Raw genomic sequence first — 26,002 nt, 5'->3', positions numbered from 1 at the left:
CGGGGGCCCGCCGGGAGGCGGCGTCCGGTCAGGAGCTCGCCGGTCGGTCGAGCCGGCGGAGCTGATGGTCGAGGACCGCGGTCGCCTCCGCGATGTCCAGTTCCCCGACCAGCACCCCGTCGGCCAGCCCGCGCGCGAGCGCGAGCAGTACGTGCGCCTCGGCGCCCGCCTCGACGCCGGGGTCCGCGGCGGTGGCGGCCACGAGCGCGGCGATCTCGCGGTGCACCGCGTCGCCGCCCGCGCGGTACAGCTCGCGCACGTCGGGATCGGCGACGGCCCTGGCCAGGAACGCGTGCCCGGCGAGCAGCAGCACGGGAGCGCGCGAGCCCAGCTCGACGACGGCGAGCAGCGTGCGCCGCAGCGTGTCGGCCGGCCCGGCGGCCTCCCGCAGCGCCTCCCGGACATGGCCTTCGATCTCCTGCCTGAGCAGCTGCGCGCTGGCGCGCATCAGGTCGGCCTTCGCCCCGAAATAGTGCTGCACGAGCCCCTTGGAGACGCCGGCCTCCTGGGCGACCCCGCCGATGCTCACCCCGGCCAGGCCGTCACGGGCGCACAGCCTGAGCGCGGCATGGGCGATCTCGGCCCGCCGCGCCGCGTGGTCCACCTGCTTCGGCACGGCCCCCCTCTCTTTGCGATACGAGTGTATCGTGACGTTGTTGCGATACGATCGTATCGCGAAGGGCGAACGAAGGATCCCGCACGTGAACGATCTAGTGGAACCCAACATCGGAGCCGCGTTCCGCGCGCGGCGGCTCGGCCACTTCCGCGACGCCCCCGCCTTCGCGCGCTACCGCAACGCCTACGACGACGCCATGGCCCAGCTCCCCGAACCCGTCCAGATCCACGACGTGGTGACCGGCTTCGGATCCGTCCGGGTCTACCGTTTCGGCGGCGGCGACGGCGTGCCGCTGCTCCTGCTGCCGGGGCGCACCTCGGCCGCCCCGATGTGGGAGGCGAACCTGGCCGGCCTCGTCGCCCGGCGGCCGGTCTACATCGTCGACCTGCTCGGCGAGCCCGGCCTGTCGGTGCAGACCCGGGCGTTCACCGGTGCGGACGACCAGGCGACCTGGCTGGCCGAACTGCTGGACCGGCTCGGCCTCGACCGGGTGCACCTCGTCGGGGTGTCCATCGGCGGGTGGGGCGCCTTCCACCTGGCCCTGCGCGTGCCGGAGCGGATCGCCTCGGTGAGCGTGCTCGACCCCGCCAACCTGTTCGGCCGGATCACCTGGAAGGTCGTCGTCTTCTCGCTGGGCTCGGTGGTGCCGTTCTTCCCCGAGTCGTGGCGCAGGAAGCTGCTGAGCTGGATCTCCGGCGGGGCCGACGCCTCGGCCGACGAGCCCGTCGCCAACCTGATCTCGGCCGGGATGCGGGACTTCACCGCGTTCCTGCCGCCGCCCGCGTACCCCACGGACGACCAGGTGGCCGGGCTGGACGTGCCGGTGCTCGCGCTGATCGCCGGGCGCAGCATCATCCACAACCCGCGCAAGGCCGCCCTGCGGGCCCGCCGCCTGCTCGCCCGGGGCGTCGTCGAGTTGTGGCCGGACGCCTCCCACGCACTCAACGGTGAGTTCCCCGACCGCGTCAACACCCGGGTCCTCGCCTTCGCCGACGAGGTCGACCGCGCTGACGACACTGCCGGAGACACTGCCGGAGACACTGCCGGCGACACGCCCTGACGCCACGGGCCGGGGCTTCTCAGCCGGGCTGCTCGCGGATCTCCCTGGTGGCCGAGCGGTAGGCGCGGGCGACCCCGGCGAGCAGGCCCAGCATCAGCGGCACCTGCTCCTGCGTGAACTGCCCGCGGATCTGCTCCAGGTGCCGCTCGGAGGTGACGCGGGTGGCGTGGTACTCGGCCATGCCGCCCTCCAGCAGCTCCACCGTGACCATGCGCCGGTCGCGCTCGCCGCGTACCCGCCGCACGTAGCCGGCCTTCTCCAGACGGTCGATGAGCCGGGTCGCGGAAGCGGACGGGAGCCCCAGCTCCTCGGAGATCGCCCCCACCGGGAGGGGGCCGCGCATCTCCAGCAGGATGAGCGCGGCCACGTCCACGTGGTGCACGCCGAGCCGGTCGGCGATCGCCTCGATATGCAGCATGACCGCGATCAGGAACTCGCGGTAGACGTCCGCTTCTGGGTGGTTGTCGGTCACTCGCCCCAATGTACTTCACAGCGATGTATCTTTGAATCGAAGTAACTTCGTTTTGGAGATAAAATGGACGTTGTTGTCATCGGCGCCGGCGTGGGCGGCCTGGCCGTCGCGCGCAGCCTGCTCACTGCCGGCCACCAGGTGCGGATCTACGAACAGGCCACCGCCCTGCGCACGGGCGGCGCCGGGCTGAGCATCTTCAGCAACGGCGCCGCGGTGCTGCACGACCTCGGTGTCACCCTTGACGGCGTCGGCGGCCGGTTCGACCGGATCGACGCGCTGACCGCGGACGGCCGGCTGCGGCTCACCTCCGACATGGCCCACGCGGCCACGCTCTACGGTTTCCCGAACAAGTCGGTCTCCCGCCGTCTCCTGCTGGAACGGCTGGCCGACGGGCTGCCCGGCGACCTGATCCGCTACGGCACGGCCTGCCGGACCGTGACCCAGGACGGCGACCGGGTGACCGCGACCTTCGAGGACGGCTCGACGGCCACCGGCGACCTGCTGATCGGCGCCGACGGCCACCACTCGGTCGTCCGGCGCGAGTTGTGGGGCGACGTCCCCATCCGGACGGCCACGTTCGGCACCTGGCAGGCATTGAGCCGGATCGACATCGACCTCGCCCGCACCCATCTGCACCTCATGATCACCGGTAAGGAAGGCGCCTGCGGGATCATCCCCGCCGGTGACGGCAAGCTCCAGTGGTGGTTCGACGTGCGCTGGGCCCCCGGCGAGCCGCGTCCGGCCGCGCCCCTGGCCGAGCTGCGGCGCCGCTTCGGCCACTGGGCGTCGCCCGTCCCCGAGCTGCTCGCCCAGGCGTCGGAGGCCGACCTCGACTTCTTCGGCCACCACTGGCAGAAGGTGCGCCGGGAGTGGGGCAAGGGCCGCGTCACCCTGCTCGGCGACGCCGCCCACCTCATGCCCCCCACCCTCGGACAGGGCGCCAACCAGACCCTGGAGGACGTGTGGGTGCTCGGCCGCGAGCTGGCCAAGGGCGGCGACCCGGCGCAACGGCTGCGCGCCTACGAACGGGCCCGCTACCCGCACGTCAACCTGGTGTCCAGGCTGGCCCGGCGCAGCCCCGCCAACTGGCGCATCCCCCCGTTCGTCGGCCGGATGGTCTCCGAGACGTCCCAGAGCGGGTTGCTCGCCCGCTTCAGCAACCGCCTCACCGCCGCTCTCGCCCACTGAGCGCGGGCACGCCGGGTCGCGGGCTCCGGCGCCGGTGGTAGGCGTAGGTGACGGCGGCGAGCAGCGGCCCCCACAGCAGGAGCGGAAGGTAGCAGACGGCGAAGATCGCGGCCTCCCAGCCGCCCGCCTGGCTGGGGAAGTCCGGCGGGATCGGCTCGCCGCGCATGGTCACCCCGGCGAGCTCGGTCACGAAGGCCGCGCTCCACAGGACCGTCAGAATCACGGCGCCCGACGCCGCCGGAACGACGGCGGCCGGCGTCGGCACCCTGCGGCCACGCAACCCGGGGACCCAGCGGGGAAACCGCTCACCCCACGCGGCCACCAGCCCGACGGCGGTGAACGCCGCCAGCTCCGAGACGATCGACAGGAGCACGACATACAGCCGTTCACCGAGCCCGATCCCGCGGTCGAACGCCGCGGGCAACCGCCAGAGGCTGGACGGCAGCACGGTGAACGGCACGGCGTAGGCGGCGATCCGCGCCCAGCGGGGCACCCCGGCCACCGGCGCGTGGGCGGCCCGCCACGCCGTGCGCAGCCGCCCGCCGGTCACCGGCGAGCCCGCGGTCGCGGCGGCCACGGGGAGCGGCGCCGCGGCGCCGCGCGAACGATCAGTTCTCGTCATGGCGCTCACGCTAGGAACGAGCGGGCCGCCCTGCCTCCCCCCGGCGGGGGAGTGCGGCCCCGGCGGCGTCGGCTAACGTCGGTCCACGTGAAACGCCCTCTCGCCCAGGCCGCGCGGGCCGGGGTCTACCAGCTCCTGGGCGCCGCGCTGCTGGCTCCGGTCGCCGCCGGGCTCGGCCTGCCGATCCTGGCCGAGCTGACGCCGGGCCGCCTGCTGGTGCTGTGGGCGGCGTGCCTGCCCGCCTCGGCGCTGCTCGCGCTGCTGCCGCTGACCCGCCGCCTGGAGGTGATCGCGCTGTCGGACCTGCTCGACGTGGACGTGCCCGAACGCGGTGACCGCCTCTACCTGGTGGCCCTGACCAGCCTGCACCTGTACGTCGGCGGGACGCTCAGCGCGGCCGTCCTGGCGTTGTCCCCCGGGCTGCTGCCGCGGGCCTGGCAGGCGGCGCCCGGCCAGGTGGCCGAGGTGCTGCTGCTCATCGCCGTCGTGCTGGCCGCGATGGTCGCCGCCGGGCTCGGCCAGCGCTGGGTCGCGCGGCGGCTGCTGCGTTCCGAGCCGTCCCGGCTGATCGACGAGCTGGACCGCCGCCAGTCGCTCGCCCTGGAGCTGCACGACTCCGTCGGCCACGCACTCAGCGTCGTCCTGGTGCAGGCCATGGCGGCCGAGGCGGCGCTGCGCCGCGCCGCCCCCGAGCTCGCCGCCCAGTCGCTCGGCCACCTGACGACCACCGCCCGCAACGCTCAGCAGGAGCTCGACGTGCTGCTCGGCGTGCTCGACGACGGCGCGGCCGGCCGGACGCCCACCCTGGAGGCGCTCGGCACGCTCACCCGCGGCCTCGACGTCCGGGTCAGCGTCGGCTACCTCGGCAAGGTGTCGCCCGCGACCTCGCGGGCCGCGTTCGCGATCGCCAGGGAGGCGCTCACCAACGCCCTGCGGCACGGGCACGGCCCGGTCACGCTCGCCGTCGCCGTCGCCGCCGCCGAACTGACCCTGACCATGGACAACGCGACCCTGAGCAGGCCGGGAGAGCCGGGGCGCGGCCTGACCGGCATGCGCATGCGGGCCCGGCTCGCCGGCGGGACGTGCACCTGGGAGGAGGTGGGCGGAACGTGGCGCGTCCGGGCGAGCCTGCCGCTGTGATCCGGGTCGTCCTGGCCGACGACGAGCAGCTCATCCGCTCCGGCTGGGCGACCATGCTCTCCCTGCACGACGACATCGAGGTGACGGCCGAGGCCGCCGACGGACGAGCGGCGGTCACGGCCGGCGCCGGCGCGGACGTCGTGCTGATGGACATCCGCATGCCGGTCATGGACGGCCTGGCCGCGACCCGGGAGCTGGCCCGCCGCTCGCCGAGGACGCGCGTCGTCATGGTCACCACGTTCGAGAGCGACCAGCTCGTCTGGGGCGCCCTGCGCGCGGGAGCCGCCGGCTACGTGCTCAAACGCTCGCCCGCCGGCGAGCTGGTGGAGGCGGTCCGCCTGGTGCACCGGCGCGACGCGGTGCTCTTCCCCGACGCGCTGCGCCGCATCGCCGCGCCGCACGTGGGCAGCGCCCGCCAGAGCCTGCCCGTCGAGCCGACGCCGCGCGAGCTGGACGTCCTGCGGCACATCGCGCTCGGGCGAAGCAACGCGGAGATCGCCGCCGCGCTGCACGTCACCAGGGAGACGGTCAAGACGCACGTCGGCAACCTCCTGGACAAGCTCGGCGCCCGCGACCGCACCCAGGCGGCGGTGCTCGCCTACGAGCTCGGCCTCGTCGGCCCGGTCGGGGAATGATCCCTCTCAGGAGGGAGGCGGGGTACCGCATCCCGCTCAAGAGCGAGACGGGACTTCGCCCGCTCCGGCGATGTCCGGCAGGCCGCGGAGAACCAGGATTGGGGAGGTCATCACCGCTAAGGAGTCAACGAGATGAACCCCCGCATCGCCTTCGTCGCCGCCCCCGTGCTCACCTTCACCTACGGCGTCCTCCGCATCCTGGACGGCCTGGACGGCAGCCGCGGTCCCGGCCTGGCCTGGACGACCGGGCACCTGGCCTTCATCGGCGCCCTGGCGTTCTTCGCCGTGACCTTCCACGAGATGCGCAGGCTGGCCGGCCGCGGCCGTCTGGCGACAGGGCTGGCCGTGGCCGGATATGTCGGCATCACCACGCTGATCGCCCAGTTCTCCATCGACATCGTCGTGGGGTTCCGCTCGGCCGACCACGCCGCGATGGGCGTGCTCTTCGACCAGGTCCAGTCGGTTCCCGGGGTGCAGCAGGTGGTCTACGACTTCGGGCCGATGTTGTTCTTCGTCGCCCAGATCGGCCTGGTCCTCCAGCTCGCCGTCCAGCGCCGCGTCAAGGCGTGGACGCCCGTCCTGGTGGTCGCCGACGTCATGGTGCCGTTCGTGGAGAAGGACCTCATGCCGCTGGGCGCCGCCTGCCTGCTGGTCTCCTTCCTGGCGATGGCCCGGGTGTCGCGGGCGTCCCGTGCGGCCGACGGCCGGCACCGCGTGGCTGAGCCCGCCGTACCGGCCGCCGTGTGACGATCGGGGTGTGACCCGTCGACCGCCTGGTGTCAGCACGCTGCTGAGGGGACGCGGCGCGGAGCCGCGGTTCACCTCCGCGGGCCGGACGGGCCCACGACGCCCGGCGACTGACACCCGGAACCAGCCCCGGGCGCGACGCTCACCGTCCGGGGGCGGCGACGGGCAGGGTGAGGATCATGGTGAGACCGCCCCCGGGGGTCTCGTCGGGCACGAGCGTGCCGCCCATGGCCTCGGCGAGCCCGCGGGACAGGGCGAGCCCGAGCCCGACGCCGGAGTGGTTGTCGCGGTCGCCGAGCCGCTGAAACGGCTGGAAGACGCGGTCGTGCGCCTCCGGCGGGATGCCGGGGCCGCGATCCATCACCCGGATCTCGACGTGGTCGCCGTGCCCGCTGGCGGTGACCAGCACGGTCCGGCCGGGCGGGCTGAAGCGCACGGCGTTGGACATGAGGTTGACCAGGACGCGTTCCAGCAACGCGGGATCGGCCAGCACGTCGGGCAACTCGACGGAGACGTCGCCTTCGACGCGGTCCCGCAGCGGGCCGAGATCGTCGATGGCGCGCGGCACGATCTCCTCGAGCGCCAGCGGCTGCGCGCTCACCCCGAGCACGCCGGCCTGCAGGCGGCTCATGTCCAGCAGGTTCGCCACCAGCCGGTCCAGCTTGTCCAGCGACTCCTTCGCGGTGGCGAGCAGCTCGGACCGGTCCCCTTCCGACCAGGCGACCTCGGTGCTGCCCAGGCTCTCGACGGCGGCCTTGGCCGAGGCGAGCGGCGTGCGCAGGTCGTGGCTGACGGCGGCCAGCAGCGCGGTGCGCATCCGGTCGGCCTCGGCGAGCGGGCGGGCGAGCTCGGCCTCCTGCTGGAGGCGTTCCTGGCGCAGCGCGACGGCGGTCTCGGCGGCGAACGCCTCCAGCACCGTGCGGTCGGCGGCCTCCAGCGGCTCGCCCCTGGCGGCCAGGACCAGTTCCTCGTCGATGACGACGTCGGTGTCGGACCGTCCCGGGCAGGTGGCGGGGGCGCCGCCGGAGGTCGCGACGATCCGCCAGGCGTCCGGGTCGGACTGCTGGTCGGGCGCGCGCGCGGCCTCGGGCCGCCGTTCCAGCAGGGTGACGGAGGTCAGGCCGAAGGTCTCGCGCATGCGTTCCAGCAGCGAGGACACCGCGGCCTCGCCGCGCAGCACGTGACCGGCCATGGTGGACAGCAGCTCGGCGTCGGCGCCGGCCCGCGCGGCCTCCCTCGTCCGGCGGGCGGCGATGTCCACGATTGTGCTCACCGCCGCCGCCACCAGCACGAACACGACCAGCGCGAACAGGTTCTCCGGGGCGGCGATGGTGAACTCGCCGACCGGCGCGGTGAAGAACCAGTTGAGCAGCAGCGAACCGCCGACGGCCGCGGTGATGGCCGGCCACATGCCGCCGACCAGGGCCACCCCGACGGTCAGGCACAGGAAGAACAGGATCTCGCTGGGCAGCGACAACATGTCCCGGAACGGCGCCAGCGCGGCCGTCAGCAGCGGCATCCCGGCCACCGCCAGCGCCCAGCCGCTCGCCCGCCGGGTCCGGGTGAGCGCGGCCCGCGTGCGGGCGGGCCGGCGGCGTCCCTGCTTGGCCTCCTCGTGCGTGATCATATGGACGTCGATGGATCCCGACCGGGCGGTGGTCTCCACGCCGACGCCCCGGGAGAAGATCTGCGCGAACCGCCCCCTGCGCGAGGCGCCGAGGACGAGCTGGGTGGCGTTGACGCCGCGCGCGAAGTCGAGCAGCGCCCGCGGGACGTCGTCGCCGACCACCTGGTGGTAGCTGCCGCCCATGTCCTCCACCAGCGTGCGCTGGCGGGCCAGGCTGGCCGGGTCGGCGCCGGCCAGCCCGTCGGCGCTGGTGACGTGCACCGCGAGCAGGTCGGCGCCCTTGGTGCGGGCGGCGATGCGGGCGGCCCGGCGGACCAGTGTGTCGCCCTCGGGGCCGCCGGTCAGGGCGACCACCACCCGCTCGCGGGTCTCCCAGGTGGTGGCGATGCCGTGGTCGGCGCGGTAGCGGTCGAGCTGGTCGTCCACCTTGCCGGCCACCCACAGCAGCGCGAGCTCGCGCAGCGCGGTGAGGTTGCCGACGCGGAAGTAGTTGGACATGGCGGCGCTGACCTTCTCCGGCGCGTACACGTTGCCGTGCGCCATGCGGCGGCGCAGCGCCTCCGGTGACATGTCCACCAGCTCGATCTGGTCGGCGCGGCGCACCACCTCGTCGGGCACGGTCTCGCGCTGCGGCACGCCGGTGATCTCCTGGACGACGTCGTTGACCGACTCCAGGTGCTGGATGTTCACCGTGGAGACGACGTCGATGCCGGCGTCCAGGATCTCGTCGATGTCCTGCCAGCGCTTGACGTTCTTCGAGCCGGGCACGTTGGTGTGCGCCAGCTCGTCGATCAGCGCCACCTTCGGCCGGCGGGCGATGACGGCGTCCACGTCGAGCTCGGTGAAGGTGGCCCCGCGGTGGACGAGGGTCCGGCGCGGGATGATCTCCAGGCCCTCCAGGAGGGCGGCGGTGCGGGGACGGCCGTGCGTCTCGACCAGGCCCACGACCACGTCCCGGCCGCGTTCCCGCGCGCGGCGGCCCTCGCCGAGCATCGCGTACGTCTTGCCGACCCCGGGCGCCGCCCCGAGGTAGACCCGAAGGCGGCCCCTGCTCATGAGCGGTCGAGCGCCAGGTTGAGTTCGAGCACGTTGACGGCCGGTTCGCCCATGAAGCCGACGGCCCGGCCGGTGGTGTGCTCCTTGATGAGCCGCTCGACCTCGGCCTGGCCGAGGCCGCGCTCCCTGGCCACACGCGGCGCCTGGAGCTCGGCGTAGGCCACGGAGATGTGCGGGTCGAGCCCGGAGCCACTGGCGGTGACCGCGTCGGCCGGGACCTTCGCCTCGGCCTCCCCCCGGACCGGGACGGTGCGCCCGGCCGCGTAGTCCTCACCCGGCTCGGCACACTCCACCCGCCTGCCCTGATAGGTCGCGACGAACGGGGTGGCCGGGCACGCCTGGTTGACGCTGACAGCCCGGTCGGGGAGGACCTTGAGCACCGCGCCGACCCCGTCCGGGGTGCAGTACGGGCGGGCGCCGCTGACGCCCTCCAGCTCGCCGGCCGCCCTGGAACGGGCGCAGACCTGGGTGAGCAGCGACTGCCGGCCCTCCTCGCCGGCGACCGGCAGCGTGTCCACGACGTCCTCGGGGCCCAGGTTGCTCGCGCCGGACGAGGTCGGGTCGTAGCCGTCGCCCGCCGCCGACGGACGGGACTGGAAGTACTTCCTGATCGGCTTGCCGTCGGCGTCGGTGAAGGACTGGCCGATGAGCGCGCTGCCCACGGCCCTGCCGTCCTTCTCGACGATCGAGCCGTTGGCGCGCCCGTTGAACAGGGCCTGGGCGACCCCGGTGGTGACCAGCGGGTAGACGATGCCGAGCAGCGCGGTCAGGACGGCGACGGCGCGCAGGGCGGCGAGGTGCTGGCGGACCCAGCTTGGCAGGCGTTCCATTTATGACATCCCCGGAAGGAACTGGATCAGCAGGTCGATGAGCTTGATGCCGATGAAGGGGGCGACGATGCCGCCCAGGCCGTAGACGTACAGGTTGCGCGAGAGCAGCTTGGACGCGCTGGACGGCCGGTACCGGACGCCTCTGAGCGCCAGCGGGATCAGCGCGACGATGACCAGCGCGTTGAAGATCACCGCGGCCAGGATCGCGGACTGGGGGCTGGACAGGCGCATGACGTTGAGCGCGTCCAGGCCCGGATAGACGGCCGCGAACATGGCCGGGATGATCGCGAAGTACTTCGCGATGTCGTTGGCGATCGAGAACGTGGTCAGCGCGCCCCGCGTGATCAGCAACTGCTTGCCGATCTCGACGATCTCGATGAGCTTGGTCGGGTTGGAGTCCAGGTCGACCATGTTCCCGGCCTCCTTGGCGGCCGAGGTGCCGGTGTTCATGGCCACGCCGACGTCCGACTGGGCCAGGGCGGGGGCGTCGTTGGTGCCGTCGCCGGTCATCGCGACCAGGCGGCCGCCCTCCTGCTCCTTCCTGATCAGGGCGAGCTTGTCCTCGGGGGTGGCCTCGGCCAGGAAGTCGTCCACGCCGGCCTCGTCGGCGATGGCCTTGGCGGTGAGCGGGTTGTCGCCGGTGATCATGACGGTGCGGATGCCCATGCGGCGCATCTCGTCGAAGCGTTCGCGCATGCCCTGCTTGACGACGTCCTTGAGGTGGATGACGCCGAGCACGCGGCCCCGCTCGGCCACGACCAGCGGGGTGCCGCCGGAGGCGGAGATGCCGTCCACGATGTGGCCGACGTCGTCGGTGGGGTGGCCGCCGTTGTCGCGCACCCACTTCATGACCGCGGTGGCCGCGCCCTTGCGGACCTCGCGGCCGTCCAGGTTCACGCCGGACATGCGGGTCTGGGCGGTGAACTGCACCCATTCGGCGCCGTGGATCTCGCGCTCGCGCAGGCCGTACCGCTCCTTGGCGAACACCACGACCGAGCGGCCCTCGGGGGTCTCGTCGGCGAGGCTGGAGAGCTGGGCGGCCTCGGCGAGCTCGGCCTCGGTGATCCCGTCCACCGGCACGAACTCGGCCGCCTGCCGGTTGCCCAGCGTGATCGTGCCGGTCTTGTCCAGCAGCAGCGTGGACACGTCACCGGCCGCCTCGACCGCGCGGCCGGACATGGCCAGGACGTTGCGCTGCACCAGACGGTCCATGCCGGCGATGCCGATGGCCGACAGCAGCGCCCCGATCGTGGTGGGGATCAGGCAGACCAGCAGCGAGACCAGCACGATGCCGGTGACGCCGTTCGCGTCGAGCGCCAGCGAGTCGGGGACGCCGGGGTTGATCTGCTTGGAGTAGACGGCCAGCGGCTGCATGGTGACGGTGGCGACCAGGAAGACGATCGTCAGGGCGGCCAGCAGGATGTTGAGCGCGATCTCGTTGGGCGTCTTCTGCCGGTTGGCGCCCTCGACCAGGGCGATCATGCGGTCGACGAAGCTCTCGCCGGGCTTCTGGGTGATCCTGACGACGATCCGGTCGGAGAGCACCTTCGTGCCGCCGGTCACCGCCGAGCGGTCGCCGCCCGACTCGCGGATGACGGGCGCGGACTCGCCGGTGATGGCCGACTCGTCCACCGAGGCGATGCCCTCGACCACGTCGCCGTCGCCGGGGATGACCTCGCCGGCCTCGACCACCACCAGGTCGCCCTGCCGCAGCTCGGGCGCGCCGACCGTGTCCCACCCGCCTTCCGCGTCGCCGCGCAGGCGACGGGCCCGGGTGTCGGTCTTGGCCTTGCGCAGCGTCGCCGCCTGCGCCTTGCCGCGCCCTTCCGCGACGGCCTCGGCCAGGTTGGCGAAGATCACGGTCAGCCACAGCCACACGACGGTCGCCCAGGCGAAGAACGACGGATCGACGATCGCCAGGACGGTGGTGAACACCGCGCCGACCTCGACGATCAGCATGACGGGGTTGCGCCACAGCGTGGCCGGGTTCAGCTTCCTGACCGCGTCGGGAAGGGACCTGACGAGCTGCCGGGGATCCAGCAGGCCGCCGCCCACGCGGCCGTCCCGCCGTGCGGGGGAGGGTTTGTCCAGTACGGGGGTTGACATGTCAGGACAGTCCTTCTGCGATCGGGCCGAGCGCGAGTGCCGGGAGGAAGGTGAGGGCGACGAGGATCACCGTCACGCCGACGACCAGGCCGACGAACTGCGGCCGGTGCGTGGGCAGCGTGCCGGCGCCCTCGGGGACGGGTGACTGCGCCGCCAGCGAACCGGCCAGGGCCAGCACCAGGATGATCGGCAGGAACCGGCCGAAGGCCATGCACAGGCCGAGCGCCACGTCGTACCAGGGGGTGTTGACGGTGAGGCCGGCGAAGGCCGAGCCGTTGTTGTTGGAGGCGCTGGTGAAGGCGTAGAGCACTTCGGACAGGCCGTGGGGGCCGCCGTTCAGCATGCTCGCGCGCCGCTCCGCCGAGCCCATCGCGAACGCGGTACCGACCAGCACCAGGGCGGGGGTGACCAGGAAGTACAGGGAGGCGAGCTTGATCTCGCGGGCGCCGATGCGCTTGCCCAGGTACTCGGGGGTGCGGCCGACCATCAGGCCCGCCACGAACACCGTGATCACGGCGAGGATCAGCATGCCGTACAGGCCCGAGCCGACGCCGCCGGGCGCGACCTCGCCGAGCATCATGTTGACCATCGTCATCATGCCGCCGAACGGCGTGTAGGAGTCGTGGAAGGAGTTCACCGCCCCGGTGCTCGTGAGGGTGGTCGAGGCGGCGAAGGTGGCCGAGTTCGAGACGCCGAAGCGCAGCTCCTTGCCCTCCAGCGCCGCGCCGGCCGCCTGCGGCACGGTGGCGTTCCCGGACAGCTCGAAGACGTTGGTGAGCAGGACGCTCGCCAGGGCCAGCACGCCCATCACCGCGAGGATCGCGTACCCCTGCCGGACCTGGCCGACCAGCCGGCCGAAGGTGCGGGTGAGCGAGAACGGGATCACCAGGATCAGGAAGATCTCGAACCAGTTCGTCCAGCTCGTGGCGTTCTCGAACGGGTGGGCGGAGTTGGCGTTGTAGAAGCCGCCGCCGTTGGTGCCCAGCTCCTTGATGACCTCCTGGGAGGCGACCGGGCCGCCGGTGACGCCCTGCGTGCCGCCGGTCAGCGTGGTCACCTCGTGCACGCCCGAGAAGTTCTGCACCAGGCCGCCCGCCACCAGCACCAGCGCGCCGACGAAGGCGATCGGCAGCAGGATGCGCAGGGTGCCGCGGACCAGGTCCACCCAGAAGTTCCCGATCGTGCCGGACCTGCGCCGGGCGAACCCGCGCACCAGCGCCACCGCGACCGCCATGCCGACGGCCGCCGAGACGAAGTTCTGCACGGCCAGGGCGGCCATCTGGGTCAGGTGGCCCATCGTGGACTCGCCGGAGTACGCCTGCCAGTTGGTGTTGGTGACGAAGCTGATCGCGGTGTTCCAGGCGATGTGGCCGGTGACCGGCTCCATGCCCAGGCTCAGCGGCAGCTTGTCCTGCAAGCGCTGGAGGCCGTACACGACCAGGACCGAGATCACCGAGAAGGCCAGCACGCTGCGGGCGTAGACCGGCCAGCTCTGCTCGGTGTCGGCCCGCACTCCGAGCAGGCGGTAGATGCCGCGCTCGACGACGTTGTGCTTCGTCGTGGAGTAGACGCGGTGCATGTAGTCGCCGAACGGTTTGTGCACCAGGGCCAGCGCCGCGATCAGGGAGACGATGAAGATCATTCCGGCCAGGGTCGTACTCATCAGAACCGCTCCGGGAACAGCAGGGCCACGATCATGAAGATCACCAGACCGGCGACCACGACGAGGCCGGTGGCGTTGACGGCGCTCACAGCCGCTCCACCGCCCGCACGACCAGCCCGAAGACCACGAAGATCGCGATCGTCAGGGCGACGAAGATGACGTCGGCCATCCCCACTCCTCAGTTCGATGATGAGACCATTGCCGCCCCTCGACGGGCGGCGCGCAGGTCCAGCAAACGCCGGAAAATGGGGTGTTTTGCCGTTCTTGACGGTTTCCATACGGCCGCGGCCCGAATCTTGACGGCCTCCCTACGCGGCTCGGTCCGGGTTCGGGAGGGTCGCGCGCGGTCCGGGCCGCGCTCCGGTCACTACAGGAGGTCGCGCCAGCATTCGGCCGACGCCAGGGCGTCCAGGCTGATCCGCTCCAGGAACGCGCCGCCCCTGGCCAGGCGCCGGCCCGCGGGCGTGTCGAGCCCGAGCGTCTGCCCCGCCGCCTTGGCGACCTCCGCCGCCGTGAGCGTCTGCCGGGCGCTGATCATCGTCGAGTGGTACCAGGCGTCGTCGTCGACCACGTAGACGTCGCGCCGTCGTTGCGGATCGCGTTCGCGCCTGATCAGGCCCTGCCGGGTCAGGTAGCCCACCGCCGTGGAGATCGAGGCGGGGCTCACCTTCAGCCCGCGCGCCAGCTCGGCCGCGGTGAGTCGGCCGTCCTCGCTCAGCCACAGGCCGATGAGCACGCGCGCCACCATCTTCGGCAGGCCCATCGCGACCGCCATCTCGACGGCTCCCTCTTCCGCCTCGAAGACCTGGCGGTCCCGGGACTCGGCCGGACGCGCCGGGGCGCCGCGCCGCGCCCGCCGCGCCGTCGCCTGGTGCGCCCGCTCGGGACGGTAGTCGCCGGGGCCGCCGTTGCGGCCGACCTCGCGGCTGATCGTCGAGGTAGGCCGGTCGAGCCGCCTGGCGATCTCGGCGTAGGAGCGGCCTTCGGCGAGACCGGTCGCGATGCGCCGGCGGTCGTGCAGGGTCAACCTTCCTTCTGCCACGACCTCACTATTGCGTTCGGCCGCACACAATGCAACGTTTCATTGCATTCAGCTTCAGCGTCAAGGCATCAATTTACCGCCCTTGAACTGGGCTTACGCGTTGCCGTTGATTGACACAATTTCTGAAAGCAACGTAGCTTTCAGTCGTGATGAACACGTACTATCGTGACGAGTCGCGCGCCTTCGTCTCGGTGACGGGGCTGCGCAAGTCCTACGGCGCCCACCGCGTCCTGGACGGCATCGACCTGTCCATCCCCGAGGGCACCGTCTTCTCGCTGCTCGGCCCCAACGGCGCGGGCAAGACCACCACGGTGCAGATCCTGTCCACCCTGATCAAGGCCGACGCCGGCGAGCTCCGGGTCGCCGGGCACGACCTGTCCAGGGAACCCGACAAGGTGCGGGCCGCGATCGGGGTCACCGGCCAGTTCTCCGCGGTCGACGGCTTCCTCACCGGCGAGGAGAACCTGCGGCTCATGGCCGACCTGCTCCACCTCGGCCGCGCCGAGGGCCGCCGCCGAGCCGGTGAACTGCTGGAGCGCTTCGACCTCACCGGCGCCGCGGGCAAGCCCGCGGCCGCCTACTCGGGCGGCATGCGCCGCCGGCTCGACCTCGCCATGACCATGGTCGGCACGCCCAGGCTCATCTTCCTCGACGAGCCCACCACGGGCCTGGACCCGCGCAGCCGCCGCACGATGTGGCAGATCGTCCGGGACCTCGTCCGGCAGGACGGCGTGACCATCTTCCTGACCACCCAGTACCTGGAGGAGGCCGACGAGCTCGCCGACCGCATCGCGCTGCTCAGCCAGGGCCGGCTGGTGGCCGAGGGCGCCCCTGAAGAGCTCAAGCGCATGGTCCCCGGCGGCCACGTCGTCGTGCGCTTCGCCGACCTCGACGGGTACCGCAGGGCGGTCTCGCTGGTGGGGGCGAGCTCGCGCGACGAGGAGTCCCTGACGGTGCAGATCCCCGACACCGGCGTCGGCGCGTTACGCGAGCTCCTGGAACTGCTGGACGCGCACGCCGTCGACGTCGCCGAACTGTCGATGCGCACGCCCGGCCTGGACGACGTCTTCCTGGCCCTGACCGAGGAGTCCGCACGATGAGAGCGATCACCGACTCGGCGACGATGTTGCGCCGCCAGATCAGGCACATGTGGCGCTACCCCACGCTGATCCTCACCTACGCGGGCGTTCCGGTGGTGTTCCTGCTGCTGTTCGTCTACGTCCTCGGCGGCATCATGGGCGCCGGGATCGGCGGCGACCGCGCCGCCTACGTCGCCTACATCACTCCCGGCATCCTGATCATGACGATCGCCAGCGCCGCGCAGGGGACCGCGATCGCGGTGGCGATGGACATGACCGAGGGCATCGTCGCCCGGTTCAAGACCATGGCCATCGCCCGCGTCTCGGTCCTGACCGGACACGTGCTCGGCGCGCTCGTGCAGAACTTCACCGCGATCGCCGCCGTGACGCTGACGGCCCTGCTGATCGGCTTCCGTCCCGCCGCCTCGGCGCTGGACTGGCTCGGGGTGGTGGGCGTGCTGGCCATGTTCACCTTCGCCGTCACCTGGCTGTCGGCGGCGCTGGGCATGGTCACCAAGAACGTGGCCACGGCCAGCAACCTGCCGATGCCGCTGATGCTGCTGCCGTTCCTGGGCAGCGGCGTGGTGCCGCCGGAGTCGATGCCGGGCCCGTTGCGCTGGTTCGCCGAACACCAGCCGTTCACGCCGGTCATCGAGACCCTGCGCGCGCTGCTGGCCGGGCGGCCGGCGGGGCCCAGCCTCGCGGCGGCGGCACTCTGGAGCGCGGTCATCGCGCTGGGCGGGTACCTGTGGGCCCGCAGGCTCTACAACCGGTGAGGTTTCCCCTTCGTGCCGGTCTTCTCGCTGACGGACTCCTGGTAGAGGTCGGCGTAGGTGCGGGAGTCCTTGATCAGGCCGTCGGCGAAGGCGGCGACGTCCTCGCCGATGAGTTCCAGGACTCCCTTGCCGGCCGCGACGCCCTCCTCGAAGAAGTCGACGATGCCCGGCAGCAGGGACCCGTCGGTCAGCCCGACCGGCCCGACCTTGAAGAAGTACCGCTGCATCTCCTTGTAGACGATCTGGTAGTCGGGCGGCAGCGCCTTGACCCGCGCCAGGTGCGCCCGCCACTGCTTCTTGCCCTCGATGATGTCCTGGATGCCCACGTCAGCCTCCCAGCCGGCCCAGCTTCTTCGCGACGTTCCTGTTCAGCTGCTCGCGCCACCGGTCGCGGAAGTTGCGGCCCCCGGCCTCGCCGGCCAGGGCCGCGCAGAATCCCGCGATGTCGTCGCCCAGCACCTCGTGGATGTTCTGCCCGTCGGCCGCCGTCTCCTCCAGCAGCCCCAGGACGCCGTCGAAGATCGGCATCAGGTTCCGGCCGGTGAAGTCCCCGTAGAGGAAGAGGTGACCTTTGATCTGTTCCCAGGCCGCCCGGTGGTCGGCCGGCAGTGCCGCGGCCCGGGCTTCGAACGCCTTGTAGTCCCTGGTGAGGTCGCTGCCGGTGATGGTCTCCCAGAAGCTCATTTCCCGCCCTCCTTGAGCTTGTCGATCCGGGATGTGATGTACGCCCATTTCGCCCAGAAGGTCGCCAGTTCCGCGCGTCCCGCGTCGTTGAGCGCGTAGAACTTGCGCGGCGGCCCCTGCTCGGACGGTCGTTTCGTCACCTGGACGAGCCCGTTCTTCTCCAGTCGCAGCAGGATGGTGTAGACCGTCCCCTCGACGACGTCGGCGAAGCCCAGGTCGTTCAGCCGGCGCGTGATGGCGTACCCGTAGGTCTCCTCGCTGCCGATGATTTCGAGCACGCAGCCCTCAAGCGTGCCCTTCAGCATCTCCGTCAGATTGTCCATGGTGGCTCTTCTTCCGCCGCCTTCCGAAGTACTTGGTGGTACCGAGTACTGCTATACAGTACCACAGAGTAGAGTCGTCGGGTCAGGGGCGCAGCAGGCCGCGTACCCGGTCGATCGTCGCCTCGGCCTGCTCCAGGTTCGCCAGCAGGGCGCCCGTCGAGTCGCGCAGCCGGGCGGCGACGAGCCCGCGGCCGGTCAGGAGCGCGTCGCCCGCGCCCAGGAACTCCGCCAGCCTGGCGCGCTCCTCGGCCTCGGCCTGCTGCCTGGCCTGGTGGATCAGGCCGAGGACGGTCTCGGCCAGGCGCGCCGACTCCATGCGCATCGCCCGCGGGTCCAGACGCAGGTCCCGGACGCCGGACGCGCAGCTGTACTCGACGCTCACCCAGCCGTCCGGTGATTCGGCCCGGGCCGTGGCGGTTTCGCCGGGGAGCCGGCTCAGTCTGCTGAAAAGGTGGTCGGCGTCGGCCGCGAGCGGCGCAGCCGTGCAGCAGCGTGTCGAGCAGCGACTCCACTGCCCGGTAGTTCTCGTACAGGCCGGTCAGGCAGCGGGTGGCCGCGGTCCGGGCGGCGACCAGGCTGAGCGGCGTGAGCGCGGCGGTCAGCACCCAGAGCGCCAGCGCGGCCATGGCCGCCGCCACCAGGAACTGGTAGAGGATCATCGCGACGAGCGCGGCGCCGACGGTGCGGAGGACGAGGGCGGCGACGACCGCGCGGATCTCGATCGAGCGCAGGCCGGCCAGGTAGGCGTCCATGCAGCGGTCGAAGGCCCGGCCGTCCTCGCTCCGCCAGCTCGTCGTGGCCACCTCGCCGACCAGCGCCTCGACGTTCAGCCGGGTGGCCGCCACGTCGTCGTGCACGGCCAGCCAGGTGTCCGCGCCGTCGAAGAACGCCTGCGGGTCGTACTGGTGGACGTACATCCTGCCGACGAACGGCCAGGCGGCGGGCACGCCGAGCGCGGACAGCGTCACCGCCGCGCCCGCGCCCGCCATGAGGGCGTCGCGGGCCAGCCCGGCGGCGTTCACCGCATCCTCACGGTGGCGGCGGTCTCGGCGTCCTGCCAGGTGGTGACCGAGGTGTCCAGGTCGTCCTGGACGCGTGCGGTGTCGTCGAGGCGGCGGCGCACCTCGGTCATCGTGAGGGCCTCGACCTCGTTGTAGGCCAGCGCCAGCGAGTAGGTGAACGACGTGAACGCCGACTCGGCCACGGTCAGCGACACCAGCTTGGGCACCACCTCGTCCAGCCGCCTGGCCGCCTCGGGCAGGCGCGATCGCATCTCCCTGAGCCGGGACCGGTCGATCTCGATCTCGTGGGGGCCGGAAGGTGTCCATGGATTCATCGGCATACGTGGCTCTCGTCCGTGCGGGAATGATCTGTCCAGCCTGTCCCGCCGGGGCGTGAACCGCCGCAATCCTGACGAAATCCCTACGCGCCGCGCCGCGTCACCGCCGTGTGGCCTGCCGGCGGACGGCGAGCCGGCCGTGCCGCATGCGGCCGGTCAGGCGGACCCGCAACACCTCGGGCGGGTCGTCGTCGGGCTCCCTGCCGATCGCCAGCGTGCCGTGCCGTACCGAGAGCTCGTCGCTCTCCAGCACCATGCCAGGCGCCAGGACCAGCTCCACGCTGCCGCCGCTCACCCGCAGCTCGATGATCAGCTCGGGCGCGCCGCGCACCGCGCTGGTCAGGTCCAGCAGCACGTCGCTCCACGCGGTGCGCACCGCCAGCCGGTGCGGCAACGTCCAGCGGCCGTCGCGGCGCACCGAGCCGTGCCTCTCCTTGATGGTGAGCAGTTCGGCGGCCGGAGCCCCGGCCGGCGGCAGCGCGAGCGCACCGTGGCTGCCCGGTCCCGCGACCAGGTCGGTGACGAGCGGGGCCAGCGCGTTCACGGTGCGGGCGGACAACGCCACCTCCAGCCGCTCCTCGAATTCGGCCAAGTCGAGCCGGCCGTCGGCGACGGCCGTCCGCAGCAGTTCGGTGACGCGGTCGCGGTCCGCGTCGGAGGCCCTCAGCGCCGGTGAGGAGGGCTTCACGGGACCCGCCGGGAGGTGTGCCATGGGTGGTTCCTCTCTGGAGCTCAGGGATCGGCGCCACCGGGGCGGGGTCAGGCGTCCCAGGTGACGGGGAGGCTCTTGACGCCGTAGATGTCGGCGGACTCCGGGCGCAGGGCGACCTGGTCGGCCGGTACGGCCAGGCGCAGGGTGGGGAAGCGGCCGAGCAGCGCGGGGAAGGCGACGCGCATCTCGACGCGGGCGAGCTGCTGGCCCAGGCACTGGTGGATGCCGTGGCTGAAGGCCAGGTGGCCGCCGTCCTGCCGGCGCAGGTCGAGGGTGTGGGGGTCGGGGAAACGTTCGGGGTCGCGGTTGGCGGTGTTGAGCGACAGCAGGACCATCGTGCCGGCCTTGACGGTCTGGCCGGCCAGCTCGACGTCCTCCAGGGCGACCCGGTAGAACTGCTTGGCGACGGACAGGTAGCGCAGCAGCTCCTCGACGGCCTGGTCGGCGAGCGTGGGGTCGGCGCGCAGCGCGGCGAGCTGGTCCGGGTTCTGCAGCAGGGCGAAGGTGCCGAGGGCCAGCATGTTGGCGGTGGTGTCGAACCCGGCCGACAGCAGGATCAGGGCCATGCCCTGCAGCTCCTCGTCGGTCAGGTCGCTGTCGAGCAGGTCGCTGAGCACGTCGTCGGTCGGGTGGGCGCGCTTGGCGGCCACGAGTTCGGCCAGGTACTTCTGGGTGGCGAGGTAGGCGGCGATCAGTTCCTCGTCACCGGCCTCGCCGCCGAGGAACTTGTCGATGTTCTCCTGGAAGCGGTCCCGGTCCTCGTACGGCACGCCCAGCAGCTCGCAGATGACGATGGCGGGGATGGGCTTGGCGAACGCGGTCACCAGGTCGGCGGTGGGGCCGGCCTGTTCCATGGCGTCCAGGTGTTCGGCGGTGATCTGCTCGACGCGCTCGGTCAGCAGCCGCATCCGGCGGACGGTGAACTTGCCGACGAGCGGCTTGCGGTAGCGGCTGTGCTGCGGGTCGTCCATGAGCAGGAACTCGCCGGGCGGGGCCGGGGGCACCTCGATGTCGCCGTAGTCGATGGTCGGGTGGTGGCTCATGAGCTCCTTGCGGGAGCTGAAGCGGGGGTCGGCCAGGATCGAGCGGGCCAGGTCGTAGCCGGTGACCAGCCAGCCCTGGTGCCCGTCGGCGAAGGGGAAGCGGCTGATGGGGCCGTGCTCGCGGGCCTCGACGAGTTCCTTCGGCGGGTCGAACGGGCAGCCGGGACGGCGTTCGGCGGGCATCGGCGTGACGGTGTGGAGGGAGTCGGTCATGATCGTCCTTTCAGGAGATCTTGCGGCGGTAGGTGTTCATGGCGAAGACGTAGGCGACGACCAGGATGCCGACGCACCAGCCGAGGGCGATCCAGATGTCATTGCCGACGGGCTGCTCGGCGAACAGGGCGCGGACGGCGTTGACGATGGAGGTCACCGGCTGGTTCTCGGCGAAGACGCGCACCACGGTGGGCATGGTGTCGGTGGGCACGAACGCCGAGCTGAGGAACGGCAGGAAGATGAGCGGGTAGGAGAACGCGCTCGCGCCTTCCATGGTCTTGGCCGACAGGCCGGGGATGACGGCGATCCAGGTCAGCGCCAGGGTGAACAGGATCAGGATGCCCGCGACCGACAGCCAGGCCGACAGGCCCGCGCTCGATCGGAAGCCCATGAGCAGGGCGACGAGCATCACGACCACCAGCGAGACGAGGTTGGCGACCAGCGAGGTCAGCACGTGCGCCCACAACACCGACGAGCGCGCGGTCGGCATGGACTGGAACCGTTCGAAGATGCCGCCCTTCATGTCCATGAACAGCCGGTAGGCGGTGTAGGCGATGCCGGAGGCGACCGTGATGAGCAGGATGCCGGGCAGCATGTAGTTCACATACGAGTCCGACCCCGTCCTGATCGCGCCGCCGAACACGTAGACGAACATCAGCATCATGGCGATCGGCATGATCGCGGTCGTGACGATGGTGTCCGGGCTGCGGGAGATGTGGCGCAGGGACCGTCCCAGCAGGACGGTGGTGTCACCGAAGATGTGCTTGCTCATCGTGGGGGTCCTTAGGCTTTCGTGCCGACGAGGGTGAGGAAGACGTCCTCCAGGGTCGGCTGCTTCTCGACGTACTCGACCTTGGCGGGCGGGAGGAGTTGCTTGAGCTCGGCGAGGGTGCCGTTGACGATGATCCGGCCCTCGTGCAGGATCGCGATCCGGTCCGCGAGCTGCTCGGCCTCGTCCAGGTACTGGGTGGTGAGCAGCACGGTGGTGCCCTGGGCGGCGAGCTCCTTGACGGCCTGCCACACCTCGATGCGCGCCTGGGGGTCGAGGCCGGTGGTCGGCTCGTCGAGGAAGATGACCGGCGGGTCGCCGATGAGGCTCATCGCGATGTCGAGGCGGCGGCGCATGCCGCCCGAGTACGTCGCCGCCTTCCGGCCGCCCGCCTCGGTCAGCGAGAAGCGTTCGAGCAGGTCGTCGGCGATCTTGCCGGGGTTCTTCAGGTGCCGCAGCCGGGCGACCAGCACGAGGTTCTCCCGCCCGCTGAGGATCTCGTCCACGGCGGCGAACTGACCGGTGAGGCTGATGGACTCGCGTACCTGGGCGGCCTGCCCGGCGACGTCGAGGCCGTTGACCCTGGCCGTGCCGGCGTCGGCCTTGAGCAGCGTGGCCAGGATCTTCACCAGCGTGGTCTTGCCCGCGCCGTTCGAGCCGAGCAGGGCGAAGATGCTGCCCCGCGCCACCTCGAAGTCCACGCCGCGCAGCACGTGCAGTTCCTTGTACGACTTCTCCAGGCCGTGCACCTGGATCGCCGGAGCTTGTCGTGTCGTCATCACTTGGCCCTGTCTTCTCTTCGGGGGGTCTCGCCGTCGGCGCAACTACTTAGTGGTGCTGACTGCCAGCTATATAGTGGCACGAGGTACTGGTACCTAGCAACACCGAATAGTCCTGATCGCCGAGGTGTTCATGGCGTTCACCTTCGCGGGCCGCGCTGACACCGCGCCGACGCCGTGCTGACACGGCACAACCCCGTCCTGACGCCGTCAGGGGCGGCGGGATGAACCTTTCATCGCCCGCGGGACGTTCGCGCTGGTCGCCGGGGCCGTGCGAGGGCCGATCTTGCGGTGGGGGCGAGCCCTGTCGTGCAATTCACGGTGATCGCTTCTCACACAATCCGACCCTTGATGAGGGGAGAGCCGATGCGTCGCGCAATCACCGCCCTGGCGCTTGCCGCGGTCGCCACCCTGGCGCCCGTCCTGGCCATGAGCACGCCGGCGGACGCCACGTCCACGCTCCAGGTCGTCTACACCAGCCTGCCGTACGACATCTGCGTCTCCTTCGGCCAGTCGGGCCAGCAGAACGGGCGCTGGCAGACCTGGTGGTGCAGCACGCACTACCCGCAGAGCTACCCGGGCTCCACCACCTACGACCTGTGGGCGTACGTGGACTGACGCCCTTCTTCCGCATATTCCGCTGGATAAGTTGCGTACATGGGCAATCAGCCCCGAACCTATGATCTCGGGGGACGTACCACATAGAGATCATGAGGGCGGATGGGCACCAAACGGGGCGCGGGGGCAGCCATCGGCTGGGCGGCGCTGTCGATCGTCATTCCGGGCGCGGCCCATCTGCGGGCCGGGTACCGACTGCTCGGGCTCGGCCTGCTGGGGCTGTTCCTGGCCGCGGGCGTGGCGGTGGCCCTCGTCGTGGCCTCGGTGGGCGGGTGGGCCATGGCGACCCAGGCCGCCTGGGCCTCGGCGATCAGCGGTGGCGCCATCGGCGTCGGCGTCGCGTGGGGGCTGCTGGTGGTCGCCTCCTACACCGTGCTGCGGCCGCGGCGGCGGCTGGTCTGGTCGGACGGCGTGGCGCTGCTGCTCGTCGCGGCCGTCGTGTCGCCGTTCGTGGTGGCCTCGCAGACGGTGTCGGAGGCCGACGCCACGCTGACCGACGTGTTCAACGCCCCCGAGCCCACGCCCATCAACCACGCCGACCCGTGGGCCGGCCGGGCGAGGGTGAACATCCTGCTGCTCGGCGGCGACGGCGCGCGCGGCCGCAACGGGACGAGCATCCGCACCGACAGCGTCAACGTCGCCAGCATCGACGTCAGGACCGGCGACACCGTGCTGTTCGCGCTGCCCAGGGAGATGGAGAACGCGCCCTTCCCCAGGGGGAGCGTGATGGGGAGGCTGTTCCCGCCGCCCAAGGGCTTCTACATCGCCGGGGCCGGGCGGGAGTCGGAGGACCTGCTGAACGGCGTGTGGGCCTACGCCGACACCCATCCCGCGCTGTTCCGCAACTCGCCCACCCGGGCCCCGGACGCCGTCAAGGGCGCGGTCGGCGAGATCCTCGGCCTCAAGATCGACTACTACGTGCTGGTCAACATGTGGGGCGTGGCCCGGCTGATCGACGCGCTCGGCGGCGTGCGCATCCATGTCGAGCAGGACATCTGCTACGGCGTGGGCCGCAGCGACGGCGGCGTGATCAAGGCGGGCACCCGCCGGCTGAACGGCAACGACGCGCTCTGGTACGGCAGGGCCCGCGACCACGACGGCTCCAGCTGCGCCGGAGGCGACAACCACACCCGGATGCGCCGCCAGCACTGCGTCATCTCCGCCATGCTCGACCAGCTCGACCCGGCCAACGTGCTGCTGAAGTTCAAGCAGCTGGCCGGCGCGGCCCGGCAGACGTTCCGGACCGACATCCCGCGCGGGCTGCTGCAGGACCTGGTGCCGCTGGCCGACAAGGTCAAGGGCGCCCGGGTGGGGACGTTGTCGATCGTCCCGCCGCGCTACAACCCGGCCTACCCGGACTTCCCGCGCATCCGGGCCGACGTCCGCAGGGCCATCCTCCGCTCGCACCGCGCGCCCGCCACCGTCGCCGCGGGCACGCCGTCCGCCACGCCGTCGGGCACACCGTCGACCAGGCCGTCCGGCACGCCCACCAGGACGGCGATGGCGTCGTCGGGGAAGCTGGCCGACTCCTGCGTGGCCTGAGCTACGGGCGCGCGCAGGGGCCGGTGGGCGCCTTGCCGAGGCTCACCCGCAGGGCGTTCTCGATGAACTCGCTGCTCTGCTTCTTGGACACGGTCTCCGCCTGGGTGAGGGTGCCGGTCATCGCGAGCCGCTGCTTCGGCACGTAGATCTGGAACGCGCCGAAGAAGCCGCTGTGCCCGTAGGCGGCTTCGCCCGTCGCGGTCAGCCGGGCGATGCCCAGCCCGTACGGCGACCCGGCCTTGACGCTCTGCGGGGTGCTGCGCAACATCGTCCGCAGCGTCGCCGGGTTCTTGAAGACCTTGCCCTCGAACAGGCCGCGCATGAACCGGTTGAGGTCGGCCCCGGTGGAGACCAGGCCGCCGCCGCCGAACGTGTCGAACGTCGGGTTGTGGTCGTAGGTGTCGCGCTCGCCGAGGTAGTTGTGGGCGCGCGGGCCGCGGTGCGGCTCCCACCACTCCAGGTACGTGCGGTCCATCTTCAGCGGCTCCAGCAGCAACGACCGGTACAGCCGGTGCAGCGGCTCGCGGCCGGCCCTCTCGATGACCATCCCGGCCAGGACGTAGCCCGTGTCGGAGTAGTGGTAGCCCTTGGCGGGGGCGAAGTAGGGCTTGCCCGACCGAAGCGCCCAGTCCACCAGCTCCAGCGGCTTCCAGGTCTTGTCCGGATGGTCGAGCACGTACTGGAACCACTTCTCGTCCCCCACGTAGTCGTACAGACCGGCGGTGTGGTCGAGGAGCTGCCGGACGGTGATCCGCGACCCGTACGGGATGCGCGCGACCACCTTCCGGTCCAGGTATTCGCTGATGGGAGCGTCCAGGCGCAGGTCGCCGCGTTCGGCCAGGCGGAGCGCGACGGCCGCGGTCATCGTCTTGGTGACGCTGGCCGTGCGGAAGGCGTCGGAGCTGCGCAGGGCGCGTCCGCCCAGCTCGTACACGCCGGCCGCGCCGTCGAAGGCGCGGCCGGGGCCGGTCACGGTGAGGATCGCGCCGGGCACGGGCGGCTTGACGACGTCGTCCAGCAGACAGCGAAGCTGCTCGTCGGTGGCGTCGGTGGCGTCGGTGGCGTCGGTGGCGTCGGTGGCGTCCGTGGCGTCGGTGGCGTCCGTGGCGCTCCGGGCCGCGGCGGCGGGGACGTGCGCCGTCCGGGCGTGGGCCGGGACGGCGAGGCCGCCGCCGAGCACCACGCCGGCCAGGACGGCGCCGAGCACGCAGGTTTTCTGGGCACGATGATGATTTTTTGACCGCATGGCCAGGATTTAATCCAGATGGTATGAGTGAGACAAGACGTTCGCCCGGATCTTGCGGTTTCCCGCACCGAGGAG

At 71.6% G+C, this 26,002-nt stretch carries 29 protein-coding genes; 10 read left to right on the top strand and 19 right to left on the bottom strand.

Features of this window, described 5'->3' with window-relative positions; genetic code table 11:
- Positions 1-28: 28 nt before the first annotated feature.
- Positions 29-616, bottom strand: coding sequence for a TetR family transcriptional regulator (locus AB0C33_RS47625; protein WP_358301298.1), 588 nt, complete (start codon positions 614-616; stop codon positions 29-31).
- An 85-nt stretch (positions 617-701) separates the two neighbouring features.
- Here AB0C33_RS47625 and AB0C33_RS47620 point away from each other — a divergent pair, with 85 nt between their 5' ends.
- Positions 702-1,676 carry an alpha/beta fold hydrolase gene (locus tag AB0C33_RS47620; protein ID WP_358301295.1) on the top strand — a complete coding sequence of 325 codons (975 nt, stop codon included), beginning with the start codon at positions 702-704 and terminating at the stop codon, positions 1,674-1,676.
- 19 nt (positions 1,677-1,695) lie between these two features.
- Here the strand turns inward: AB0C33_RS47620 and AB0C33_RS47615 are convergent, their stop codons facing one another.
- Complete coding sequence (locus AB0C33_RS47615; protein ID WP_358301292.1) at positions 1,696-2,148, bottom strand: MarR family transcriptional regulator; 453 nt, start codon at positions 2,146-2,148, stop codon at positions 1,696-1,698.
- Positions 2,149-2,211: 63 nt separating this feature from the next.
- Between AB0C33_RS47615 and AB0C33_RS47610 the strand changes: the two genes are divergently transcribed.
- Entirely contained in the window at positions 2,212-3,336 is a 1,125-nt protein-coding gene (locus AB0C33_RS47610; protein ID WP_358301289.1) for an FAD-dependent monooxygenase, read from the top strand.
- On the opposite strand, the gene AB0C33_RS47605 is transcribed toward AB0C33_RS47610, so the two are convergent.
- Positions 3,314-3,958, bottom strand: coding sequence for a hypothetical protein (locus AB0C33_RS47605; protein WP_358301286.1), 645 nt, complete (start codon positions 3,956-3,958; stop codon positions 3,314-3,316). The two genes, AB0C33_RS47610 and AB0C33_RS47605, sit on opposite strands and share 23 nt — an antisense overlap.
- 87 nt (positions 3,959-4,045) lie before the next feature.
- Between AB0C33_RS47605 and AB0C33_RS47600 the strand changes: the two genes are divergently transcribed.
- The 3 genes from AB0C33_RS47600 (at position 4,046) to AB0C33_RS47590 (ending at position 6,480) form a co-directional block, all read left to right on the top strand.
- Positions 4,046-5,098: a histidine kinase gene (locus AB0C33_RS47600; RefSeq protein WP_358301284.1), complete on the top strand. Its 1,053-nt coding sequence runs from the start codon at positions 4,046-4,048 to the stop codon at positions 5,096-5,098.
- Positions 5,095-5,733 (top strand): response regulator transcription factor, encoded by a 639-nt coding sequence (locus AB0C33_RS47595; protein WP_358301281.1) that lies wholly within the window; start codon positions 5,095-5,097, stop codon positions 5,731-5,733. Before AB0C33_RS47600 ends, AB0C33_RS47595 begins: the two co-directional genes overlap by 4 nt.
- 132 nt (positions 5,734-5,865) lie before the next feature.
- Positions 5,866-6,480: a hypothetical protein gene (locus tag AB0C33_RS47590; protein ID WP_358301278.1), complete on the top strand. Its 615-nt coding sequence runs from the start codon at positions 5,866-5,868 to the stop codon at positions 6,478-6,480.
- A 142-nt stretch (positions 6,481-6,622) separates the two neighbouring features.
- On the opposite strand, the gene AB0C33_RS47585 is transcribed toward AB0C33_RS47590, so the two are convergent.
- The 6 genes from AB0C33_RS47585 to AB0C33_RS47560 all read right to left on the bottom strand — a co-directional run bounded on the left by AB0C33_RS47585 (position 6,623) and on the right by AB0C33_RS47560 (position 14,804).
- Entirely contained in the window at positions 6,623-9,163 is a 2,541-nt protein-coding gene (locus AB0C33_RS47585) for an ATP-binding protein (RefSeq protein ID WP_358301275.1), read from the bottom strand.
- Entirely contained in the window at positions 9,160-9,993 is an 834-nt protein-coding gene (locus tag AB0C33_RS47580; RefSeq protein WP_358301272.1) for a potassium-transporting ATPase subunit C, read from the bottom strand. Before AB0C33_RS47580 ends, AB0C33_RS47585 begins: the two co-directional genes overlap by 4 nt.
- Complete coding sequence (gene kdpB / locus AB0C33_RS47575; RefSeq protein ID WP_358301270.1) at positions 9,994-12,099, bottom strand: potassium-transporting ATPase subunit KdpB; 2,106 nt, start codon at positions 12,097-12,099, stop codon at positions 9,994-9,996.
- Position 12,100: 1 nt separating this feature from the next.
- Positions 12,101-13,762, bottom strand: coding sequence for a potassium-transporting ATPase subunit KdpA (gene kdpA, locus AB0C33_RS47570; protein ID WP_358301267.1), 1,662 nt, complete (start codon positions 13,760-13,762; stop codon positions 12,101-12,103).
- Positions 13,762-13,851: a K(+)-transporting ATPase subunit F gene (gene kdpF, locus AB0C33_RS47565; protein WP_358301264.1), complete on the bottom strand. Its 90-nt coding sequence runs from the start codon at positions 13,849-13,851 to the stop codon at positions 13,762-13,764. Before kdpF ends, kdpA begins: the two co-directional genes overlap by 1 nt.
- Before the next feature lie 278 nt (positions 13,852-14,129).
- Positions 14,130-14,804: a helix-turn-helix domain-containing protein gene (locus AB0C33_RS47560; RefSeq protein WP_358301261.1), complete on the bottom strand. Its 675-nt coding sequence runs from the start codon at positions 14,802-14,804 to the stop codon at positions 14,130-14,132.
- A gap of 149 nt (positions 14,805-14,953) precedes the next feature.
- Here AB0C33_RS47560 and AB0C33_RS47555 point away from each other — a divergent pair, with 149 nt between their 5' ends.
- Together AB0C33_RS47555 and AB0C33_RS47550 are read left to right on the top strand one after the other, a co-directional pair.
- On the top strand, positions 14,954-15,904 hold the full coding sequence (locus tag AB0C33_RS47555; RefSeq protein ID WP_358301258.1) for an ATP-binding cassette domain-containing protein: 951 nt from the start codon (positions 14,954-14,956) through the stop codon (positions 15,902-15,904).
- Positions 15,901-16,659 (top strand): ABC transporter permease, encoded by a 759-nt coding sequence (locus AB0C33_RS47550; RefSeq protein ID WP_358301255.1) that lies wholly within the window; start codon positions 15,901-15,903, stop codon positions 16,657-16,659. Before AB0C33_RS47555 ends, AB0C33_RS47550 begins: the two co-directional genes overlap by 4 nt.
- Here AB0C33_RS47550 and AB0C33_RS47545 read toward each other — a convergent pair.
- The 4 genes from AB0C33_RS47545 to AB0C33_RS47530 all read right to left on the bottom strand — a co-directional run bounded on the left by AB0C33_RS47545 (position 16,647) and on the right by AB0C33_RS47530 (position 18,105).
- The gene (locus tag AB0C33_RS47545) at positions 16,647-16,985 is read right to left on the bottom strand and encodes a DUF1048 domain-containing protein (protein ID WP_358301253.1); all 339 of its coding nucleotides are present in this window, start codon (positions 16,983-16,985) and stop codon (positions 16,647-16,649) included. The genes AB0C33_RS47550 and AB0C33_RS47545 overlap by 13 nt on opposite strands.
- 1 nt (position 16,986) lies before the next feature.
- Positions 16,987-17,343 (bottom strand): DUF1048 domain-containing protein, encoded by a 357-nt coding sequence (locus AB0C33_RS47540; protein WP_358301251.1) that lies wholly within the window; start codon positions 17,341-17,343, stop codon positions 16,987-16,989.
- Positions 17,340-17,666, bottom strand: coding sequence for a PadR family transcriptional regulator (locus tag AB0C33_RS47535; protein ID WP_352356106.1), 327 nt, complete (start codon positions 17,664-17,666; stop codon positions 17,340-17,342). Before AB0C33_RS47535 ends, AB0C33_RS47540 begins: the two co-directional genes overlap by 4 nt.
- Positions 17,667-17,748: 82 nt before the next feature.
- Complete coding sequence (locus AB0C33_RS47530) at positions 17,749-18,105, bottom strand: YbaB/EbfC family nucleoid-associated protein (protein WP_358301338.1); 357 nt, start codon at positions 18,103-18,105, stop codon at positions 17,749-17,751.
- A gap of 311 nt (positions 18,106-18,416) precedes the next feature.
- On the opposite strand from AB0C33_RS47530, the gene AB0C33_RS47525 reads away from it, so the two are divergent.
- On the top strand, positions 18,417-18,734 hold the full coding sequence (locus AB0C33_RS47525; RefSeq protein ID WP_358301248.1) for a hypothetical protein: 318 nt from the start codon (positions 18,417-18,419) through the stop codon (positions 18,732-18,734).
- Here AB0C33_RS47525 and AB0C33_RS47520 read toward each other — a convergent pair.
- The 5 genes from AB0C33_RS47520 to AB0C33_RS47500 all read right to left on the bottom strand — a co-directional run bounded on the left by AB0C33_RS47520 (position 18,685) and on the right by AB0C33_RS47500 (position 22,521).
- Positions 18,685-19,002 carry a hypothetical protein gene (locus AB0C33_RS47520; RefSeq protein WP_358301245.1) on the bottom strand — a complete coding sequence of 106 codons (318 nt, stop codon included), beginning with the start codon at positions 19,000-19,002 and terminating at the stop codon, positions 18,685-18,687. The genes AB0C33_RS47525 and AB0C33_RS47520 overlap by 50 nt on opposite strands.
- 103 nt (positions 19,003-19,105) lie before the next feature.
- Positions 19,106-19,717: a DUF1707 domain-containing protein gene (locus AB0C33_RS47515; RefSeq protein ID WP_358301241.1), complete on the bottom strand. Its 612-nt coding sequence runs from the start codon at positions 19,715-19,717 to the stop codon at positions 19,106-19,108.
- A 47-nt stretch (positions 19,718-19,764) separates the two neighbouring features.
- Positions 19,765-20,973 (bottom strand): cytochrome P450, encoded by a 1,209-nt coding sequence (locus AB0C33_RS47510; protein WP_358301238.1) that lies wholly within the window; start codon positions 20,971-20,973, stop codon positions 19,765-19,767.
- A 10-nt stretch (positions 20,974-20,983) separates the two neighbouring features.
- A complete protein-coding gene (locus AB0C33_RS47505) occupies positions 20,984-21,745 on the bottom strand; it encodes an ABC transporter permease (RefSeq protein ID WP_358301235.1) in 762 nt (253 codons plus the stop codon).
- A gap of 11 nt (positions 21,746-21,756) precedes the next feature.
- On the bottom strand, positions 21,757-22,521 hold the full coding sequence (locus tag AB0C33_RS47500; protein ID WP_358301232.1) for an ATP-binding cassette domain-containing protein: 765 nt from the start codon (positions 22,519-22,521) through the stop codon (positions 21,757-21,759).
- Between the two features lie 366 nt (positions 22,522-22,887).
- Between AB0C33_RS47500 and AB0C33_RS47495 the strand changes: the two genes are divergently transcribed.
- Together AB0C33_RS47495 and AB0C33_RS47490 are read left to right on the top strand one after the other, a co-directional pair.
- On the top strand, positions 22,888-23,139 hold the full coding sequence (locus tag AB0C33_RS47495; RefSeq protein ID WP_358301230.1) for a hypothetical protein: 252 nt from the start codon (positions 22,888-22,890) through the stop codon (positions 23,137-23,139).
- A gap of 102 nt (positions 23,140-23,241) precedes the next feature.
- A complete protein-coding gene (locus AB0C33_RS47490) occupies positions 23,242-24,681 on the top strand; it encodes an LCP family protein (RefSeq protein WP_358301227.1) in 1,440 nt (479 codons plus the stop codon).
- Between the two features lies 1 nt (position 24,682).
- On the opposite strand, the gene AB0C33_RS47485 is transcribed toward AB0C33_RS47490, so the two are convergent.
- Positions 24,683-25,888, bottom strand: a complete 1,206-nt coding sequence (locus AB0C33_RS47485) for a serine hydrolase domain-containing protein (RefSeq protein ID WP_358301224.1) — start codon at positions 25,886-25,888, stop codon at positions 24,683-24,685.
- Between the last annotated feature and the right edge of the window lie 114 nt (positions 25,889-26,002).

Origin of the sequence: Nonomuraea sp. NPDC048881, from assembly GCF_040649795.1 — a bacterium.
In the GTDB taxonomy this organism is placed as follows: Bacteria; Actinomycetota; Actinomycetes; order Streptosporangiales; family Streptosporangiaceae; genus Nonomuraea.
Note: the sequence above shows the minus strand (reverse complement) of the source record. Positions and strands in the feature narration are given on the sequence as shown.

Excerpts from the sequence above, each read along its gene's own strand:
- AB0C33_RS47610 (WP_358301289.1), top strand. The coding sequence starts at position 2,212 with ATGGACGTTGTTGTCATCGGCGCCGGCGTGGGCGGCCTGGCCGTCGCG.
- AB0C33_RS47605 (WP_358301286.1), bottom strand. The coding sequence starts at position 3,958 with ATGACGAGAACTGATCGTTCGCGCGGCGCCGCGGCGCCGCTCCCCGTG.
- AB0C33_RS47590 (WP_358301278.1), top strand. The coding sequence starts at position 5,866 with ATGAACCCCCGCATCGCCTTCGTCGCCGCCCCCGTGCTCACCTTCACC.
- AB0C33_RS47585 (WP_358301275.1), bottom strand. The coding sequence starts at position 9,163 with ATGAGCAGGGGCCGCCTTCGGGTCTACCTCGGGGCGGCGCCCGGGGTC.
- AB0C33_RS47580 (WP_358301272.1), bottom strand. The coding sequence starts at position 9,993 with ATGGAACGCCTGCCAAGCTGGGTCCGCCAGCACCTCGCCGCCCTGCGC.
- kdpB (WP_358301270.1), bottom strand. The coding sequence starts at position 12,099 with ATGTCAACCCCCGTACTGGACAAACCCTCCCCCGCACGGCGGGACGGC.
- kdpA (WP_358301267.1), bottom strand. The coding sequence starts at position 13,762 with ATGAGTACGACCCTGGCCGGAATGATCTTCATCGTCTCCCTGATCGCG.
- AB0C33_RS47555 (WP_358301258.1), top strand. The coding sequence starts at position 14,954 with ATGAACACGTACTATCGTGACGAGTCGCGCGCCTTCGTCTCGGTGACG.
- AB0C33_RS47550 (WP_358301255.1), top strand. The coding sequence starts at position 15,901 with ATGAGAGCGATCACCGACTCGGCGACGATGTTGCGCCGCCAGATCAGG.
- AB0C33_RS47540 (WP_358301251.1), bottom strand. The coding sequence starts at position 17,343 with ATGAGCTTCTGGGAGACCATCACCGGCAGCGACCTCACCAGGGACTAC.
- AB0C33_RS47535 (WP_352356106.1), bottom strand. The coding sequence starts at position 17,666 with ATGGACAATCTGACGGAGATGCTGAAGGGCACGCTTGAGGGCTGCGTG.
- AB0C33_RS47525 (WP_358301248.1), top strand. The coding sequence starts at position 18,417 with ATGCAGCGGTCGAAGGCCCGGCCGTCCTCGCTCCGCCAGCTCGTCGTG.
- AB0C33_RS47520 (WP_358301245.1), bottom strand. The coding sequence starts at position 19,002 with ATGAATCCATGGACACCTTCCGGCCCCCACGAGATCGAGATCGACCGG.
- AB0C33_RS47515 (WP_358301241.1), bottom strand. The coding sequence starts at position 19,717 with ATGGCACACCTCCCGGCGGGTCCCGTGAAGCCCTCCTCACCGGCGCTG.
- AB0C33_RS47510 (WP_358301238.1), bottom strand. The coding sequence starts at position 20,973 with ATGACCGACTCCCTCCACACCGTCACGCCGATGCCCGCCGAACGCCGT.
- AB0C33_RS47505 (WP_358301235.1), bottom strand. The coding sequence starts at position 21,745 with ATGAGCAAGCACATCTTCGGTGACACCACCGTCCTGCTGGGACGGTCC.
- AB0C33_RS47500 (WP_358301232.1), bottom strand. The coding sequence starts at position 22,521 with ATGACGACACGACAAGCTCCGGCGATCCAGGTGCACGGCCTGGAGAAG.
- AB0C33_RS47495 (WP_358301230.1), top strand. The coding sequence starts at position 22,888 with ATGCGTCGCGCAATCACCGCCCTGGCGCTTGCCGCGGTCGCCACCCTG.
- AB0C33_RS47490 (WP_358301227.1), top strand. The coding sequence starts at position 23,242 with ATGGGCACCAAACGGGGCGCGGGGGCAGCCATCGGCTGGGCGGCGCTG.